Source organism: Brevibacillus sp. FSL K6-0770 (assembly GCF_038000275.1).
GTDB classification, from domain to species: domain Bacteria; phylum Bacillota; class Bacilli; order Brevibacillales; family Brevibacillaceae; genus Brevibacillus; species Brevibacillus parabrevis.
In genome coordinates this window covers 5869452-5887945 of sequence record NZ_JBBOBQ010000001.1, presented here as the reverse complement: position 1 = coordinate 5887945, position 18494 = coordinate 5869452, and the positions used below count along the sequence as shown (strand labels likewise).

At 53.8% G+C, this 18494-nt stretch carries 16 protein-coding genes; 12 read left to right on the top strand and 4 right to left on the bottom strand.

Features of this window, described 5'->3' with window-relative positions; all coding sequences use genetic code 11:
• The first annotated feature begins 142 nt into the window (after positions 1 to 142).
• The 10 genes from NST23_RS27815 (at position 143) to NST23_RS27770 (ending at position 10789) form a co-directional block, all read left to right on the top strand.
• Complete coding sequence (locus NST23_RS27815) at positions 143 to 2011, top strand: sigma-54-dependent Fis family transcriptional regulator (protein WP_173598944.1); 1869 nt, start codon at positions 143 to 145, stop codon at positions 2009 to 2011.
• A 27-nt stretch (positions 2012 to 2038) separates the two neighbouring features.
• Entirely contained in the window at positions 2039 to 2875 is an 837-nt protein-coding gene (locus tag NST23_RS27810; RefSeq protein WP_173597240.1) for a lipoate--protein ligase family protein, read from the top strand.
• A gap of 357 nt (positions 2876 to 3232) precedes the next feature.
• The gene (locus NST23_RS27805; protein WP_217022013.1) at positions 3233 to 4225 is read left to right on the top strand and encodes a thiamine pyrophosphate-dependent dehydrogenase E1 component subunit alpha; all 993 of its coding nucleotides are present in this window, start codon (positions 3233 to 3235) and stop codon (positions 4223 to 4225) included.
• Positions 4226 to 4243: 18 nt separating this feature from the next.
• The gene (locus tag NST23_RS27800; RefSeq protein ID WP_173597241.1) at positions 4244 to 5281 is read left to right on the top strand and encodes an alpha-ketoacid dehydrogenase subunit beta; all 1038 of its coding nucleotides are present in this window, start codon (positions 4244 to 4246) and stop codon (positions 5279 to 5281) included.
• Between the two features lie 91 nt (positions 5282 to 5372).
• On the top strand, positions 5373 to 6659 hold the full coding sequence (locus tag NST23_RS27795; RefSeq protein ID WP_340965083.1) for a dihydrolipoamide acetyltransferase family protein: 1287 nt from the start codon (positions 5373 to 5375) through the stop codon (positions 6657 to 6659).
• Positions 6660 to 6670: 11 nt separating this feature from the next.
• A complete protein-coding gene (gene lpdA / locus NST23_RS27790) occupies positions 6671 to 8050 on the top strand; it encodes a dihydrolipoyl dehydrogenase (protein WP_340965080.1) in 1380 nt (459 codons plus the stop codon).
• Between the two features lie 87 nt (positions 8051 to 8137).
• Positions 8138 to 8476, top strand: coding sequence for a zinc ribbon domain-containing protein YjdM (locus NST23_RS27785; protein WP_122962323.1), 339 nt, complete (start codon positions 8138 to 8140; stop codon positions 8474 to 8476).
• A 144-nt stretch (positions 8477 to 8620) separates the two neighbouring features.
• A complete protein-coding gene (locus NST23_RS27780) occupies positions 8621 to 9364 on the top strand; it encodes a YwqG family protein (RefSeq protein WP_340965077.1) in 744 nt (247 codons plus the stop codon).
• A gap of 29 nt (positions 9365 to 9393) precedes the next feature.
• A complete protein-coding gene (locus NST23_RS27775) occupies positions 9394 to 9945 on the top strand; it encodes an NADAR family protein (protein WP_340965074.1) in 552 nt (183 codons plus the stop codon).
• Positions 9946 to 9970: 25 nt separating this feature from the next.
• The gene (locus NST23_RS27770) at positions 9971 to 10789 is read left to right on the top strand and encodes a metallophosphoesterase family protein (RefSeq protein WP_173597245.1); all 819 of its coding nucleotides are present in this window, start codon (positions 9971 to 9973) and stop codon (positions 10787 to 10789) included.
• Between the two features lie 95 nt (positions 10790 to 10884).
• Here NST23_RS27770 and NST23_RS27765 read toward each other — a convergent pair whose 3' ends face one another.
• The 4 genes from NST23_RS27765 to NST23_RS27750 are packed head-to-tail and all read right to left on the bottom strand — an operon-like array spanning position 10885 to position 14318.
• Entirely contained in the window at positions 10885 to 11013 is a 129-nt protein-coding gene (locus NST23_RS27765) for a hypothetical protein (protein WP_255679194.1), read from the bottom strand.
• Positions 11014 to 11061: 48 nt separating this feature from the next.
• Complete coding sequence (locus NST23_RS27760) at positions 11062 to 11598, bottom strand: GNAT family N-acetyltransferase (protein ID WP_173597246.1); 537 nt, start codon at positions 11596 to 11598, stop codon at positions 11062 to 11064.
• Positions 11599 to 11613: 15 nt separating this feature from the next.
• Complete coding sequence (locus NST23_RS27755) at positions 11614 to 13773, bottom strand: ABC transporter transmembrane domain-containing protein (RefSeq protein ID WP_173597247.1); 2160 nt, start codon at positions 13771 to 13773, stop codon at positions 11614 to 11616.
• Positions 13774 to 13787: 14 nt separating this feature from the next.
• On the bottom strand, positions 13788 to 14318 hold the full coding sequence (locus tag NST23_RS27750) for a hypothetical protein (RefSeq protein ID WP_173597300.1): 531 nt from the start codon (positions 14316 to 14318) through the stop codon (positions 13788 to 13790).
• Between the two features lie 241 nt (positions 14319 to 14559).
• Between NST23_RS27750 and NST23_RS27745 the strand changes: the two genes are divergently transcribed.
• Both NST23_RS27745 and NST23_RS27740 read left to right on the top strand, forming a co-directional pair.
• A complete protein-coding gene (locus NST23_RS27745) occupies positions 14560 to 18054 on the top strand; it encodes a cyclic nucleotide-binding domain-containing protein (protein ID WP_340965071.1) in 3495 nt (1164 codons plus the stop codon).
• 57 nt (positions 18055 to 18111) lie between these two features.
• On the top strand, positions 18112 to 18474 hold the full coding sequence (locus tag NST23_RS27740) for a DUF3307 domain-containing protein (protein WP_173598946.1): 363 nt from the start codon (positions 18112 to 18114) through the stop codon (positions 18472 to 18474).
• Positions 18475 to 18494: the final 20 nt, after the last annotated feature.

Sequence of the window (18494 nt, the reverse complement as noted above, 5' to 3'; positions counted from 1 at the left end):
GAAACAGGAGGGGGAGCTGCTTCCCTCTCCTTTTGCTACTATGACGTTTGTGCGAAATCAGAGGACAGACCTTGAAACTTCTGAACATTCGGGATACTCTTGATGAAAAGGCTTGATTCGTAGAGCGGAGGGTGGTTGATGCATGCTCGAGGAAAGCGTTTCGTTGCGGATGTGGAAACGTTTTGTTCAAGAAGGTGTAATTGACTCAGCACGAATCAACAAACGGATTACAGAATCGTGGCATCGCTGCAAAAGCAGCCGGGTAAACCCGTATGCAGGCACAGGGCAGGTTGTACTCGCCGGGGATGCGCTGAAAAGACAACAGGAGAATAGTCGCCTGCTGCTGGAGCTTGCCTTGCCGCAAATTGACCGACTGTCGCCTTTTATCCACGACGTGGGGATGATCGCGCTCGTGATTGACCCCGAGGGCTACGTCTTGAGCATGCGTGGCGAAAAGCGGGCGCTTCACGATGCCAATGCGATCAATTTTGTCGAAGGGGTACGCTGGACAGAGGATGAGGTGGGCACGAACGCAATCGGCACGGCGCTTTTGGCAAAAGAAGCGATCATGGTCAACGGAACCGAGCACTATTCGGTTGCCTCGCATCGCTGGAGCTGCTTTGCGGCCCCCATCCGGGACGACAGCGGCTCGCTGCTCGGAATCATTGACGTATCAAGTCCTGTCGAGCGCAGTCACCCGCAGACGATGGCGACTGTCATGACGCTTGCTTACTCCATCGAGCAGGCTTGGATGAAGCAGCGGCAGCAGGACGAACTGGAATTGCTGCAACGCGCCATGATATTGCCAGGCGAAGGACAGCGGCCCATCATTTTTTGCAACCAGGAAGGCCGGGTAGTGTATGCGAGCGCAGATATACGCAAGCGAATCGCCAACTGGACCAATCTGAGAAGACATGAGGTTGCGGAGTACGGTTTTTTCGAAGCGCGGCAAGCGCCGTTGTTTTCCGAACGTCATCCGGGCTTGATTGGCTGGGTGATCGAGCTGGCGACAAGCGATGCGGGATTTGCGCGGATGTTTGTGAACCGTTCCTCCTCATTCCGCTTCCAAGGCGAGCCGGGAACGAGCGCAGCCTTTTGCAACGTCCTGCGGGAGCTGGAGCGGATCGCGCCGACGGACGGGAACGTGGTGATCTATGGCGAAAGCGGCACGGGAAAAGAGTTGGTCGCACAAGCGATACACGACAACAGTCCGCGCCGGGAAGGGCCGTTTGTGGCAGTCAACTGTGGCGCTATACCTCGCGAGCTGATGGAAAGCGAGCTGTTCGGGTATGTGGAGGGGGCATTTACCGGAGCGCGCCGCCGCGGATATACAGGAAAGCTGGCGCAAGCGAACGGCGGCACGTTGTTTTTGGATGAGATCGGGGAGATTCCCGCTGCCATGCAGGTCGCTTTGCTGCGCGTCCTGCAAGAGCGAAAAGTCACGCCGATCGGCAGTACGGAAGAGCATGCACTGAATATTCGCGTCATCGCCGCTACGCATCGCAATTTGCGGCAACAGGTGAGTGAGGGCAGCTTTCGCGAGGATTTGTACTATCGGCTGCACGTCCTCCCTGTATCACTGCCGCCGCTGCGGGCGCGAAAAGAAGATATTCCGCTGCTGATTCGCCACTACTGTCACAAAAACGGCTATCAGCTTGATTTGCCAAAAGCGTTGCTGGATGAGTTGATAGCGTATGATTGGCCGGGCAATATACGCGAGCTGTACAACGTTGTTGAACGTCTGCGAGTCCTTCCCCGAGAGGATTGGAAGCGGTTACTTTGCGATGTGATGCAGGCAGGAGCTGATTATGAGTTGCGTCCGCAGGCAAGACAGTCGATTCAGCAGCCGTCTTTTTACGAAGCCGACTCGCTCTGTTACCGCGAACAACTGGAGCGGCAGACGATCGTGCAAGCTCTGGAAAAAAGCGGCGGCAGCGCTTCGGTAGCGGCTGAGCTGCTAGGTATTCCGCGCAGCACTTTTTACCGCAAGCTGAAAAAGTATCGGCTCTGACGAAAGAGCACGAGAGGGGGATCACGCATGCCATTTTATTGGTGGGAGCAAACGCCTGTTCAACTGCTTGCTACGGTCTCCCGGCCGTATCGCGGGGAGGTGTTGATCCCTTTTAGCGTAGACGAGGCGTATGCCCGGCTATGTTCACAGGAGCCGACGACTGCTCCTGTCATTCACTTGTGGCGGCATGAAAAAGCGATTGTTTTGGGCGCGCGTGATGCCAAGCTGCCGCATGCGGCTGAAGCTGTGCGACAGTTGGAGGCAGCGGGGTATCAGACCGCTGTCCGTCCATCAGGCGGGGCTGCCGTTCCGCTGGCGCCGGGAGTGATCAACTTGTCGCTGGTGATGCCTGTTGCCGCTTCTGACTTGAATCCCGAGCCGTTTTTTCTGCGGATGGTGGAGTTGATTCGTGCGACGTTGGGCGACGACGGAGCGAAAATGAGCAGCGGTGAAGTAGAAGGGGCTTATTGTCCGGGCACTTACGATCTCGCCATTGAAGGATATAAATTTTGCGGGATCGCCCAGCGGCGTTTGACTCGGGCGGTTGCGGTCCAGGCGTTCATCAATGTCGAAGGCTGCGGGCGCACGTACGAAGCGATCATCCAGTCTTTTTACGAAAAGGCAGCTATGGGCGCTCCCGTCGAGCAGTTTCCGCAAGTACAGCCGGGGCGGATGGCAAGCTTGTCCGAGCTGGGAGTGTCCGGGGGAGTGGAAGGGTTTGTCCTGCGCTTGCAGGAACTGCTGCACGCACACGCGGAGTCATCTGTTGCGGTGCTGGATGCTTGTCCAGACTCGCTTGCGCACGAGGCGAAGCAGGCGCTCGATTTGTTAAAAGGCAGGCATCGTCAACTGGTCGGTTCTTAAAAAGAACCGGCTTTTTTTGTGCGTGAAAATCGGTTCGGCTTTTTCATGAAAAACGTATGAAAGCTCATGAACGCGGATGTACCTTTTCGCGTGCAATCACACGGTCATGACGGCTGGATCGTATCTGTACAGTCGGGAAACCGATCTCAAGTGAGCCTTCGCTCCACAAGCTGCTGTGAGAAAAAATGAGACAAAACGGGACGATGTCTCACTTTGTACTACCTGGTGCCGACAGTCCAAGCAGAAAAAGCCGCAAAACCGCGCAGTTGCTGGCTGGCACAGAGATTGCACATAAGAAAAGGCAAGAGCGATCGACCGGGTCGTTCCAAACAAGTCACGATGGAGGAGGCGTATCTGATGAAAGTAATCCAGGCGGAAGAACAGGTGCTGTCCCGTGAACAGGCGAAATGGATGTACCGCAAAATGCTGGAGATTCGCAAGTTCGAGGACGCTGTTCACGTATTGTTCGGACAAGGCAAGCTGCCAGGGTTTGTCCACTTGTATGCAGGGGAGGAAGCGATTGCGGTGGGGCTTGGCGTCCATCTGAACCAGCAGGACAGCATCACCAGCACACATCGCGGCCACGGCCACTGCATTGCCAAAGAATGCGACTTGAATGGAATGATGGCAGAGATATACGGAAAAGCAACTGGCTTGTGCAAAGGAAAGGGAGGCTCCATGCACATCGCTGACCTGGACAAAGGCATGCTGGGCGCGAACGGGATCGTCGGAGGCGGTTTCCCGCTGGCATGCGGCTCTGCCTTGACCGCCAAGCTGAAAAAGACCAATGCGGTCAGCGTTTGTTTCTTCGGAGACGGAGCCAACAACCAGGGCACCTTCCACGAAGGCTTGAATTTGGCGGCAATCTGGAAGCTGCCTGTCGTATTTGTAGCGGAAAACAATGGCTACGGAGAGGCGACGCCGTTTACATACGCCTCCAGCTGCACACATATCGCTGATCGTGCAAGCGGTTACAATATGCCGGGAGTGCGCGTGGACGGAAAAGATGTGCTGGCTGTTTACCAGGCGGCCGAAGAAGCGGTTGCCCGTGCGCGGCGGGGCGAGGGGCCGACTTTGATCGAATGTGTGACCTACCGCAACTACGGCCATTTTGAAGGGGATGCGCAGAAGTACAAAAAAGAGATCGACAAACAGGAGCATCTCAATGAAAAGGATGCGATCACTTCTTTCCGCAATCATTTGACGACATCGCAAACCATGTCTGACACAGAGCTGACAGAAATCGAGCAAGCCGTAGACAGTGCGATCCAGGAAGCGATCCGCTTCGCCGAGGAAAGTCCGTATCCGAGTGCAAGCGAACTGCTGACTGACGTCTACGTGTCGTACTAAGAGAGGGGGATGGAGGACATGACGAGAAAAATCAGCTTTTCCGCAGCGGTTAATGAAGCGATGAAACTGGCGATGAGAGCCGATGAAAACGTGATTTTGCTGGGCGAGGATGTGGCTGGCGGGGCGCAAGTCGACCATTTGCAGGACGATGAGGCGTGGGGCGGCGTACTTGGCGTGACCAAAGGGCTTGTGCAGGAATTTGGCCGCGAGCGCGTTCTGGATACGCCGATTACCGAAGCTGGCTACATCGGCGCTGCGATGGCAGCGGCGGCAACAGGCATGAGGCCGATTGCCGAGCTGATGTTCAACGATTTTATCGGCAGCTGTCTCGACATGGTGATGAACCAGGGGGCGAAATTCCGCTACATGTTTGGCGGCAAGGCACAGGTGCCGATCACGATCCGCACGATGCACGGAGCAGGCTTCCGTGCGGCAGCACAGCACTCGCAGAGCCTTTACGCCATGTTCACGCACATCCCCGGCATCAAGGTGGTTGTGCCGTCCACACCTTATGAGGCAAAAGGCTTGCTGCTTGCCGCCATCGAGGACAACGATCCCGTCATTTTCTTCGAGGACAAGACGTTGTACAACACGACAGGAGAAGTTCCGGAAGAATATTACACCATTCCGCTCGGTGTTGCGGATATCAAGCGTGCGGGCAGCGACCTGACGATTGTCGCCATTGGCAAGCAAGTTCAGACGGCGCTTGCGGCAGCCGAGCAATTGGCGAAAAAAGGGATCGAGGTCGAGGTGGTCGATCCGCGCACGCTGTCACCTCTCGATGAGGATACGATTCTCGCCTCTGTCGCCAAAACGAATCGCCTGATTGTGATCGACGAAGCGAATCCGCGGTGCAGCATCGCAACCGATATCGCCGCGTTAGTCGCCGACAAAGGCTTTGATACGCTGGATGCACCAATCAAGCGGATTACTGCGCCGCATACACCTGTTCCGTTTTCTCCGGTGCTGGAAGATTTGTATCTCCCATCGCCGCAAAAGGTCATTCAGGTCGTGTCGGAAATGATCGGAGACGAATCGATCACGGTCGTTTCCTGATCGACTGGGAGCACTCGGCGTCGGCAGCAGCTAATGCCGGGTGCTTTTCGCGCTGAAAAGGGACAGACAAAATAGGAGAGGAGAGAGCGGGATGGCAGAAAATATCATCATGCCCAAGCTGGGAATGGCGATGGTGGAAGGAACGGTGATCGCCTGGAAAAAACGGGAGGGCGAGGCGGTCAAAAAAGGAGAGGGCATCGTCGATATCAGCTCGGAAAAAATTGAAATGGAAGTAGAGGCTGCAGCAGATGGCGTACTGCTGAAAATTGAAGTTCCCGCGGGTGGCGTCGTTCCTTATGGCACCGTGCTGGGGGTGATCGGGCAGCCTGGCGAATTGGCAGCCACTCCTGCGGTCGTTGCCGAGGCGAACGCCAAAGCCGAATCGGCTGCAATGCTGGCGACCGCTGACGGCCAGAGCGCTGCGACAGGTACGAGTGCAGGTGCATCCATAGCCGCAACGGCTGTTCTGGAGCGCCCGCGCGATGGCGTGAAAATTTCTCCTGTAGCTCGCAAAATCGCCGAGGAAGCAGGATTTGACTTCACCACGATTGCCGGGACAGGGCCGCAAGGAAGAATCACCAAGGAAGATGTAGAGCGCGCGATCAAGGCTGCACAGGAAACCGCAGCCCCGGCACAGGCAGCTCCCGTAGCTACCGCAGTAGAAACAACCGACCGCGCAGCGGAAAGCCAGCTGGAACGCATCCCTGTCGCTGGCATGCGCAAGGTGATTGCCGAGCGGATGTATCAGAGCCTCCAGCAGAGCGCCCAGCTGACCATCACGATGCAGGCGGATATTACAGAGCTTTTGCAGCTAAAAGAGAAGCTCTCGCCGGAAATCGAGAGCCGCTATCAGCTCAAGCCGTCTGTCACGGACTGGATTGCCCGAGCAGTAGTCTTGGCGCTTGCCAAGCACAAGCAAATGAACAGCGCGCTTCTGGACGACCGGATCGAGCTGTATGACGACATTCATTTGGGTGTGGCGGTAGCCCTCGACAAAGGTCTGGTCGTCCCGGTCGTCCGCCACGCCGGAAAAATGACGCTCGTGGAGCTGTCGCGCCAGCTGAAATCAGTGAGTGCACGTGCCAAGCAAAATCAGCTCGCACCGGAAGAAATGAAAGGCTCGACTTTTACGATTACCAATCTCGGCAGCTACGGCGTAGACACGTTTACCCCTGTGTTGAACCCGCCGGAAACCGGAATATTGGGCATTGGCGCGGCAAAAGACACCCCCGTGTTCGTCGGTGACGAGCTGCAGCGGCGAAGCCTTTTGCCACTCTCGCTGACTTTTGATCATCGCGTACTCGACGGCGCTCCGGCAGCGGCGTTCCTGGCGACAGTCCGGTCTTATCTGGAAGCGCCGCACAGTCTGCTGATCTAGGAGGGAAGAGCATGTACGATATCGCGATCATCGGCGGAGGCCCTGCGGGTTACGTAGCTGCCATCACAGCGGCGCGTGCCGGGAAACAGGTTGTGTTAATCGAGAAAAAGGAACTCGGCGGCACTTGCCTGAACGAAGGCTGCATGCCGACAAAAGCGCTGCTGGAGTGTGCAGACACGTATCAGCACGTGCTTCATGCCGAGCGCTTTGGCATCGAAAATGCTGCTGACCATGTACAGGTCAATTGGGCAAAAATCAACGCCTACAAACAAAGCATCGTGCAAAAGCTGACCGGCGGCGTGCACTATTTGATGAAGCGCAATCAGGTACAAGTGATACGCGGCAGCGCAGCCTTTGAAAATGAGCGTGCGCTCCTGGTAGAGACAGCCAACGGCACGAGCAAAATCGAAGCAGAGAAGTTCATCGTAACGACGGGGGCGGAGCCGATCGCCCTGCCTTTTGCCCCATTCGATGGCGAATGGATCATGCACAGCAGCCATTTCCTGTCGCTGGAGACACCTCCGCCTGTGCTCGTAATCGTAGGCGGGGGAGTGATCGGCTGCGAGTTCGCTTCCGTATACAGCAGGCTGGGGAGCCAGGTGGTCATAGCGGAGATGGCTGAGCAGCTGTTGCCGGGAGAAGACCCGGACATTGCGGCGTTTCTGGAACGAAGCTTGAAACAGCAAGGAGTGCAGATTCATCTTTCCAGCAGTGTGGAGGCGCTCGATCGCACGACGCGGACGGCGCGCATCCGCACACCCGAAGGAACGGCGGAAATAAAGGCCGATGCGGTGCTGGTTGCGATCGGAAGGAAGCCGCGTTTGGACGGACTGCTGCTTGAGCGGGCAGGAGTCAAAGCTACAGCGCGCGGGATAGAGGTAAACGAGCGAATGCAGACAAGCCAGCCGCATATTTTCGCGGCGGGTGACGCTTGCGGTGGCATCCAGCTTGCCCACGTGGCTTTTCATGAAGGCGAAGTCGCTGCCCGCAACGCATGCGGGGAAGAAGCCATGCTCAACCTGCGCGCGGTGCCGCGCTGCATCTATACGTCGCCAGAGGTCGCTTCTGTCGGATTGACCGAGCGTCAGGCCAGGGAGAAATACGCTGGGCTGCTCGTGGGCGAGTTTCCTTTTTCAGCGAACGGCAAAGCGATGATTTTGCAAGAGACAGCGGGAAAAGTAAAAGTGCTGGTGGAGCCGACGTATCACGAGATCGTAGGAATTACGCTGGTTGGGGCGCGGGCAACGGAACTGATCGGCCAGGCCGCGCTCATGATGCATGCCGAAATGACCGCCGACGCGATGGAAAACTTTATCGCGCCGCACCCGACACTATCAGAGATTTTGACAGAAGCCGTACGCGGTGCGCTCGGGCACGCCATTCATGGCTAATGGGTCAGGGAGCAATTATGCCTCCACCATGCAGGAAAGCCCATCCTATGTTAAAATGAGCCGTAATTGGATGGAGGTATGAAATGCATGAGTAAATTGCCAAATTGCCCAAAATGTAATTCCGAGTACACGTACGAAGACGGAAGCATGCTCATCTGCCCGGAGTGCAGCCACGAGTGGTCACTGCAAGGGGATGCCGAGGATAGCGGAGAAAAAGTCATCAAGGATGCAAACGGAAACGTCTTGCAAGACGGCGATACCGTAACAGTCATCAAAGATTTGAAGGTAAAAGGCACTTCCCTGGTAGTGAAAATCGGGACGAAAGTAAAAAACATTCGCCTCGTTGACGGCGACCACGATATTGACTGCAAAATCGACGGCTTCGGCGCGATGAAGCTGAAATCCGAGTTTGTGAAAAAAGTATAGAGATTGCCAGGCCAGCTTCCGTGGGGGAGCTGGTTTTTTCATTCTTGTTTGCGGGAGGCACTATGATTCGCTAAAATACACGTATGCATTTCCAATAATAGGATGATTTCAGCGATTTCATCAGAAGTGATGAGGTGAGGGTCGATGCAATTTCTTGATGCCAACAAGCAATGGACGCCAGAATTTATGCAATATATCGAGCAAACAGTGAAGCCATCTGTCAAGTTAACGCTCTCCAAAGAGCCTGCGACGATAACCGACAGCAAAGTGGGAGGAACGCCGTGGCTGCCTCCGCAGCTCGCGATCCCGCAGGACGAAGAGGGAAGAGATTATTTGTTCATCGCGCAAATCAATTGGGCACAGATGCCACCGCTGGAAGGGTATCCGACGAGTGGACTTACCAGCTTTTTTGTAAAACAGGACGATACTTTCGGCTTGCTCGACCAGGCTTTTCACGTCTGGCATTTTCTTGACGTGATCGACTCGGAGCAGATCGATCCGTATCAGCCTGAAGACCCCGAGTTGTACAGTCCCGTTTTGGGCGGCCCGTACAAGCTGACGGGCAAGCTGGAAAAACAGCTGATTCCTTACAAAAATCACAGGGCAGATCAGTACCAGCTCCCTACCGATCAGGATGAAGTGGCCTATTCGAAATACTGGGATCTGACAGATGCAAGCGGGTCGCGGATCGGAGGCTACCCTTACTTTTCGCAGGACGATGTCAGAGAAGAAGAAATGGAGCTGCTCTTTCAGCTGGATATGGAAGGCGATCACAAGAGCTACTATGTTTCTTGGGGCGACAGCGGGGTAGCGAACTTTTTCATTCGCAAGCAAGATTTGCTTCGCTTGGATTTTTCCCAAGTTTTTTATACGTGGGATTGCTTGTAATTATTTTGACCAAAAGGGGTGAGCACGCAATGGTGCGTATAGCGGATGTTCAGACTTTGATTCAGGAAGCGAAAAAAACAAGATTCAAATACTTGCTGTTCTGGGGCCACACACCAAAGCAGCAGGGCGTTGTCGATAAAGCGTGCTTCAGCCAGTGGTATCCGGTTGCTTTCGAGGAGGATGGCGTCCGCTACTTGACGGCAGAGCACTACATGATGGCAAAAAAGGCGGAGCTGTTTGGCGATCATGCAGTACGTGAGGAAATTCTCCGCGCACAGCATCCGAAGCAAGCGAAAACATTGGGACGAAAAGTTCGCTCCTTCGATGAAAAAATTTGGGATGCGCACAAAAGCGAGATCGTCCGCCAGGCGAACCTGCTCAAATTCGCGCAACATCCCGATTTGAAACAGTTTTTGTTGAATACGCAAGACCGGGTTCTGGTTGAAGCAAGTCCGTACGATCGAATTTGGGGAATTGGTCTGGGGGCGGATCATCCACATGCAGAGCGTCCCGAGCATTGGCGCGGTGAAAATTTGCTCGGTTTTGCGCTGATGGAAGCAAGAGAACAGCTGCGGTCGTGATCAGCCTTCGGGAAGGAGCAGGGGCATGCGAATTACAAAAATGGCGCAGGAACCGATCGAGCAATTCCCCTACCTGACAGCGGGAGCGGGCGACAAAGGAGTCATCCAAAGCTGGCTGCCGATTTATTTGGGGGAAATGGCTGAGATGCCAGATTGGTGCGATGCCGTTATCGTGACATCTGATTTGCAGGGTGTGACGGAATCTGACGAGCATGAGCAAGTGTTGCTGGGAGAAGTGCTGCCAGCCTTTGTTTCGCTGTTGCTGCAAGTCGAGAAGCTGTCGGTACGTCCGGAGCGCACGCTAGTATTGCTGTGCGGTGATTTGTACGCCGATCCGCTAAAAAGGGGAAGCAGCGGCGATCCACTCTCCGTGTGGACTGCTTTTCGCCAAGAGTTCGGGCATGTAGTCGGTGTGGCGGGCAATCACGATTTGTTTGAAGCAGATTCTATCGGGAAGCTGCGCAATATGGAGCGGGTCAAGCTCATTTCTGAACCGGAAATCGTACTGGCGAATCAGCTTCGCATCGCGGGTTTGGGAGGAATTATTGGCCGTTCGGACAAAGCGAATCGCCGGGATTTGCCGTCATTTTTGCAATCGCTTGCGGCGCTACTGCGAAAGGAGCCGGATGTGTTGCTGTTGCACCAGGGGCCAGACGAGCCTGCTCTGGGGCTTCCGGGAGTGGCGGAAATCAGAACGAAGCTGCAACAGCACGCTCCTACGCTGGTTTGCTGCGGACATGTGCATTGGGCGGAGCATTTGGTCGAGTGGACACAAGGGACGCAAGTATTGAATGCGGATGGGAAATTGTTTGTGTTTACGAGGGCAAACGAAAAAAGTGATTGAGCAAGGTTTCCCGTTGCCAACCACTTTTTTCAATTGGAACGGTTTAGGAAAGTCAGAACAGCTACGACAAACATAGCTTGTTCAGCTTTTTGGCGTTACTTCGCGGAAGAAGCAGCAACGCGCAACTGCTCATTTTTCATCAGAAGAGTAGAGAAGTTTTGAACAGAGGCAGAGAAAGGCTTTTTGCCACCTTTACTTTTAAAAGTTGGGATCATAACCATCACGTAGTCCTCCTTTCCTATGGTATGGGAATATCTTCTATAGGATAGCATTTAAGTTTCTTTACCGTCAATTGGCTGTTTGGTCATGCCCAAATAGGCGACAAGTCGGGATAGCTCCACTCTGTAGATGTTTTCCTGACCAAAATGCCCCTCTTGCTCACCGACAACCTGCGCGAATTTGGAATAAAGCCGATTCAGGTAGTCATCTTCACAACGCGCACAAAACTCAACATATCGCGCTTGATGATTGACGGCTTGAATCTGCTCTGCGAGATAGCGAAACCCCCGCAAAAACACTCTGCTGCTTCGATAGTCCAGGGAGACGAAGACAGAGTGGATGAAAGCAGTCTCCCCGTCTGGAGCTGCTTCCCGCTCCGCATTCATGAATTGATAATGCCCCCAGCCAATCACTTTGGTCGACCCCTCCTCGATCAAAATGACTTGCGAGTCGGAAAGAAAACCAAGGAGATGAATGAGAGAGTCGGCGAGCGAAAAGGACGGGCTGAATGCATGACGGTTTTGCAGAAAAAAGAGCGTAAACTGGGCGTAGTCAAGATCGCTGTTACAGCTTCTAAATTGGACGAGCATCCCGTTCCCCTCCTGCTATTTTTTTCGTTCCAGTATGATTTGTCTGACATGGGCATCAATCTCAGGATGTTTGGTCAGGATGTAGAGCAATACTTTGCGTTGCAGCGTCAAACATACGCAAGGCGCAAGGGCCGTCACAGTTGCTGTCCGGGGAACATCCTCCAGGAGAGCGATTTCGCCAAAATGGTCGCCATCTTCCAGAACGGCAAGCCGGATGGGGCCTGACTCGGCCTCGCCAGACTGTTTGCTGACTTCGACACGCCCCCGGGCGATCAGGTAGAACTTTTCACCTGTCTCGCCTTCCGTGATGATCGGCTGTCCGGCTGCGAACGTCTCTGTATTGAACAGATGGGAAATATCAGCCAGTACGTCGGAACCGACACCGCGGAAAAACGGGAGCATGGACAAGCGCGCCGGATCGATGGTTGCTTCCTGGCCGCTATCCGAGATGGACAAGCCGCTTTGCTTGTCCCACAGCTCTTTGTAGTACCCGTCTTTTGCCAGAAGCTGCATGTGGCTGCCAGCGTCGACGAGCCTGCCTTGTTCAAACACAAAAATTTGATCGACTCCCGTGATGGAAGCGAGGCGGTGTGTGACGGTAATGACCGTCCGATCGCGGGACAATCGTTCAAATGTCCGGTTAATCGCCGCTTCCGCTATCGGATCGAGGGCAGAAGTCGCTTCATCGAGCAAAAGCAGTCGCGGATTGCGCAAAATCGCGCGGGCAATCGCCAGCCGTTGCCGTTGACCGCCTGAAAAATTGCTGCCTTCGTCCAACACCATCGTGTCGTACTGATCGGGCAGCGTCATGATGAAATCATGAATTTCCGCCTGTTTGGCGGCTTCGACGATTTCCTGCTGCGTTGCATCCGGTTTGCCGAGCCGAATATTTTCAAGCAGCGACCCGTGAAACAAAAAATGATCCTGCAAAACAATGCCGAGTTGTTCACGGTATGAGCCGCGGTTTAGAGATTGCAGGTTTTGGCCGTTTAGCCGGATCGCTCCGGAATCAGGCTCGTAAAAGCCGAGCAAAAGCTGGAGCATCGTGCTTTTCCCGGAACCGCTGGCACCGACAAAGGCAGCTTTCGTCCCTGCGGGGATGTGCAGGGTCACATCGCGGATCACCGGATGGTCGGACTGGTAGCCAAACGTAACACCATCTACAGTCACGTCCGGCACAAGACTTGGGAGCGGCGGAGCGTGCGGGTTGTCGAAAGCTTCGCGCTGCTCCGAAAACACTTTTTGGATGCGCTCCATGCTGACTTGCGCATCCGTAATGATCGGGAGTGTAAAAGTCAGGTTAAACACAGCGTTGCCCATCGATGTATACATGGTGAAGAAAGCGACGAGCGAACCGATTGTAATATGGCCTTTGAGGGCGAGATAGGAGCCGAAGCCAATAATCGTGAAGTTGATCAGCAACAGACTGACCATCGGGAGCCGTTCCAATTGCGCGTTCATCATATTTTTGCGGTAGCTGCTGAGCAATAGCGACTGGAGCCTCGTGTTGAACTTGGCGATCATGGCTTGTTGTAGGTTGAAGCCTTTGATGACTTTTTGCGCCTTCATGTTTTCCTGCACGTCGCTGGTCAGTGCGGCCAGAAGCTCTTTGTAAGCGGAGTTGATCGCTTGGGCGCGCTTGCCAAGCAAATACGGTCCGAGAAAAATCACGATTGCTCCTGCCAAAATGCACAGGGCAAGCGTCCATTCGAGATAAAACAGGACAATCGTGCTGATGATGACAACCGCGAGAGACTGCAACCCTGTCGTGAACAGGACGCCTATAGCTCCTTCGATGGCGGGGAGATCCACGGAAAAATGCGAAACCAAATCACCGGAGCGGGACTTTTGATAGAAGCCGATCGGCAGATGCTGCATGTGAGCGAACAGCTTTTTTCGCAAATCATTTTGCACACGGGCATTCAGTTTGGCGAGGGCGTAGTCACTGACTACTCCTGCGGCAAGGCAGATGACACCCGTGATGCCGAGCACGAGCATGATCAAGCTGAAAAAGCTCATATCTTTTGGCTCAATCGCTTTGTCGATAATGATTTTGAAACTGAGGGGAGCAAAAGATATGAAAGCGAGGTCAAGAGCGAGCGTGAGGAAAAACAAAGTGGCCAACAACTTGTGGGGACGTATGTAGCCCAGTAAGTTTTTGAGAACAGCCAGCATGGTAACGTCTCCTTCTATGAGTTGAAAAGCGCCGTTTGACGGAATTGGGAAGCATAGCTTTGCCACTCGGAAAAAGAAGCCCGATACTCATCGAGCGGACCAGAGTCCGTTTCCAGGCTGGCAGTGAGCGAGGATATTTTGCTGAACAGCCTGCGCAAAGAGTCGTCGGAAGGGGCAAAAAATCGGAACTCCTGTACCTGTTCCTCGCCATGGGCAAGGTACTGCGTGAAATACTGTAAGGCGTACAGAAACAAACGAGTGCAGCGGTGCTCTTCTGCGATGCAGGCAACTTGGATTTGGACAATATGCCGATCTTCGTACTGGTGTTCACCTGTTCCGCGAATGTACGAAAATGCCCCGATCACCTGATTGTCCTCGTTGCAAATGAGAAAAGCAGCTTCCCCCATGAGCAGAGGGCTGGCAAGGAAGCTCAGCGTAACGGGGAAAGGGTAAGGCAGGCGAATATGCGCGTAATTCTCCAACAAAAATGCCAAATAGGCATCGTAATCCAATTCAGAAGAACAGACGGAAAAGGAGTAGTTCATTTGCTCCAATGCGCCTCCTTGGTTATGTCATTGGTTAAGAATACCGTATTTTGTACGCATGGTAAATTGGTCTGATCACAGAAGCGCTGACCATCTGGCGTTCTTTTTGCAAATTTTGACGCAGATAAAAAGGAATTAGGAGGAAAGGCGCAGAATATTCGATTACCACGATTTTCCCATCCAGCTATCCCGCCTGTTTTCCCATCCAACATGTCGCATCCCATGAAGTGAGGTTACTGCATTGATCAAAGACGTTGTGAGTCGTTTGTTCACGCATGGACAAACGAAGATCGAAGGGCCGCTTTTCCGGCAAGTTTTGCTGCTGACGCTTTTTTACACGCTCATCATGATGGCGACTGTCATCGGGACAACTACGGCAGACACGCTGTTTTTGAGTCACTACGACACGAAGCAGCTTAGCTACATGTATTTGTATATTACGATAGCGGTTGTGATCGCGGGTATCCTTTTCCAGAAGCTTTCCGAACGAATGCCGGCGCATCGCTTGCTGAATCAGTCGATTTTGTATGTCGGTCTGTTCAGTATTTTGACGGGACTAGCGTTGAAAACAGGAGCCGCGTGGATTTATCCGGTGATGTTCGTGGGGTATGAAGCGAACAGTGTGTTGGTTACGATGGCATTTTTTACGTTTATGGCATCCGTACTTGATGCGAGGCAAGCAAAGCTCCACATCGGCACCGTGGCAGCCGGTGGTGTCGGCGGTGCGATTGTCGGTGGCTTCGTGACCAGTACCATGGCTCCCCTGATCGGCACCGAACAACTGGTTTACGTCTTCGCAGCCCTTGTCTTGTCCGGTTTGTGGTTTGTCAGACGACTTTCTGCGGCATATGATACGCATGAAAAGCTCACTCCTCCTGATAGCTCTCCTGGAAACGAGCAAGCACCAGACCACCCTCAAGGAAATTTGTTCAAACAAATCCCCATTCTCAAATACATTGCTGTCATCATCGGGACGATATCCGTCGCCATTACCCTTAGCGATTATCAGTTTAAAATGACGTTGGCGCAAAGTTTGACAGAAGAAGAGCTGGCCCGGTTTCTCGGCCAATTTTACAGTGTAGCTGGCATCATCTCTTTCATCTTTCAGATTTTTATCTCGACTCGTCTGCTTACCCGTTATGGAATTGTCCCGTCTTTTCTTGTCATGCCGCTTTGCATGCTGACAAGCTCAGTTGCCTTCTGGTTTGCGCCCGTTCTCGCCGTCGCCGTTGTCATGAAAGGCAGCTACAGGGCTTTTGCCGAGACGATTCACCAATCGGTCAGCGAGCTGATGTACTTTCCGATTCCGGCTCATTTGCGGGGCAGGGCAAAAGGACTGGTCAACGGCGTGATCGACTACGGGATGAGCGGTGTGGCAGCCATCTTGCTCATCGTTTTGGCAGACCGCATCAGCTTGACCAGTTTCAGCTTCATCACGGTGCCCATGCTTGCTGTCGCTGTCATCGCCATTTTTCCCGTGAAAAAAGAATACGTGCACATGCTGCTCGCTACTTTGCGCACCAGACAGGAAGCGGCGGAGCTTGACTTGTCCGTGTTGCAGGCTCCGTATCTCATCAAGGTGATGGAGGATCGCAGCAAAGAGACGTCTGACATGGAGCGGCTGCACGCATTCCGACTGTTGGCGCGGCTTCCGGGGATTTCGCTGACACGGCATCTGGAAGCGCTTTTGCGGGAAGCTCCGCCCGTGCTGCAAATCGAAGTGTTGCAGTATATCGAGCAAGAGAGAGTACCTTCCTGGAAACCGTATGTGTTCCCTTTGCTCCACGCGGAGAATCGCCAACTGCGCGCGCAAGCTATTCAAACATTTGCGGCATATGCCGATCAAAGTGAAAAAAGAGTGTTGCTGGATTGTTTGCACGACCCTGCCATGGAGATTCAGTTTGCCGCCATTTATGGACTGCTCAAGTATTTTGGCCCGGATGAACAGCTGTACGCTTCGCTCCAGAGCTTGCTGCACGATGTCAGCCCATCTGTGCGGCGCCTTGCACTGGCAACGGCGGGTAAACTGGCCGATGAGCGCTTGCTCCCGGATCTTTTCCAGCAGCTTGCGAACTCCGGATTGAAAAAAGAGGCGCTCGCCGCTTTGTCCGGGTTTCCGGTGGAGACGTTGCTTATGCAGCTTCAAGCCGAATGGGACCGACCGGAAGCCGACGAGACAATCTCCCATTTCACTGCGCGAATCGTAGGACAGCAGGCTGATGCAAAGACGTACCCATTTTTACTGCAAGCGTATGAAAAGGCACCGACGAGCATCCGAAGCGAGATCGCAGATGTGCTGGTCAAGCTGAAGACGGAGGAGCCGCAGGACAGTCAGCGGCTTGCGGGGTTGCTTGAATTGGAAGTGCGGCATGCCCACAATGGACTGCGCGCCTTGCAGGAGCTGAGTCCGCATCCAGACACGGCATTGGTTATGGATGCTTTGCAATACGAAATAGAAGTGAGCATGAAAAATATGTTTGCCTTGCTGGCGCTGCATTACGAGAGAAGATCGATGGAAATGATCCGGTTCAATCTGGAAAGCGGCGACGAGCGGCAAAAGGCAAATGCACTGGAAGCGCTGGATCAATGGCTGTCCAATCAACTGCGTGCGCTAATATTGCCTGTTGTTCTCGCGAAGTACGACAAGCAGTCGATGCTCAAAAAGGCAGATGCGCATGTATGGCAGTCTCTTTTTGCAAAAGGAGATGCTTGGTTGCAGACTTGCCTGACTTATTTGTCCCATGCGGATCGATCCTTCGTCTGGCAGAGCGAAAGAGACTTGACCGAGGAGGAGCACAAACGGCTGACCATCGTGGGCTTCCTCAAACGAACAGGCTCATTCTCCGATTTGCCAGGCGGCATATTGGCAAAGCTGGCTGCGCGCATGTCTCATCGCGATGTGGAAAACGGCACGGCGATCATTCGCCAGGGCGAAATGGGGCAGGCGATGTACTTGCTGCTTCGGGGCGAGGTCGATGTCGTCAAAGATCACCGCGTCCTGCAGCATTTGCAGGAAGGCGAACTTTTTGGCGAGATGTCCCTGTTTGACAGGGAGGAACGCTCTGCCAGTGTAATCGCCACTTCTCCGGTCACCATTGGCATGATTGACGAGGAAGAATTTGCGGATTTGCTGCACGGCAACATGGAGTTTGCCCTGCGCGTAGCGAGTGTGCTGAGCAGGCGCATCAGGGCGATGAATGAGACGGGCGGGGGGCGGAATTTGCAGAGCAGGGATGTTCCCGAATTACCCGATCAAGCCAGCCGGACGATTCCGGATGAAGCGGAGAGAGCTACCCCATCATTGACAGAAAAGCTCATGGTTTTGTTCAAGGTAGATATGTTTGCCTCCTTGTCCCATAGCCAATTGGCAGCTTTGGCCGAAGGAACCACAGAAGTGAGGTATCGCGCAGGTGAAACGATCGTGCATTACGGTGAGACGGGGGATGCCATGTACGGCATTATCGCGGGCAGCGTTCGTGTGGAGCGCGAAGGACGAGCGATTGCCGAGCTGCACCAGGGAGATGTTTTCGGCGAGATGGCTTTGTTGGAGCGTTCCCCGCGCTCGGCAACCGTAACAGCGCTGGAGGATGCGAGACTGGTGAAAATCAGTGATGAGCTGTTTTACGATTTTTGCCTGGAAGACGAGACGGTCATTACAACGATCATCGCGGCACTGGCGGCAAGACTTCGCCGGATGACCGCAGAAGCGGCAAGCGAAGGGGCAGATGTACGCTGAACATGAGCATGGCACAGGAAGCCGCCCCCGGTTGCTGATAAAGGAGACGAAGGGAAAGTGAGTGCATTTAGCCAGTTTGACGTATTGTTTCTCGCCCATTTGATCGGCGACTATTTGCTGCAAACAGAGTGGATGGCCAAGTACAAGGCGCAGCAGTGGAGACCGCTTTTGGCTCATTGCTTTGTGTATACGCTGGTCGTGGGCATTGTAGCGTTTTTGTTTTTGCCGGGAGGACTTTCCTGGTGGGCGATTGGCCTGATTTTTGTGTCCCACGTTATTTTGGACCGCAGAGGGTTCGTCGGTTTTTGGTATCGTCGCGTAATGGGTGTGACAGACGAGAAGAGCAAATGGCTGATGATTATGGTCGACCAAATTTTCCACCTGATCATTCTCGCAGCAGCGGTAAGCATTTCTGTCTGAGTCTGAGTGCAGCGACGATG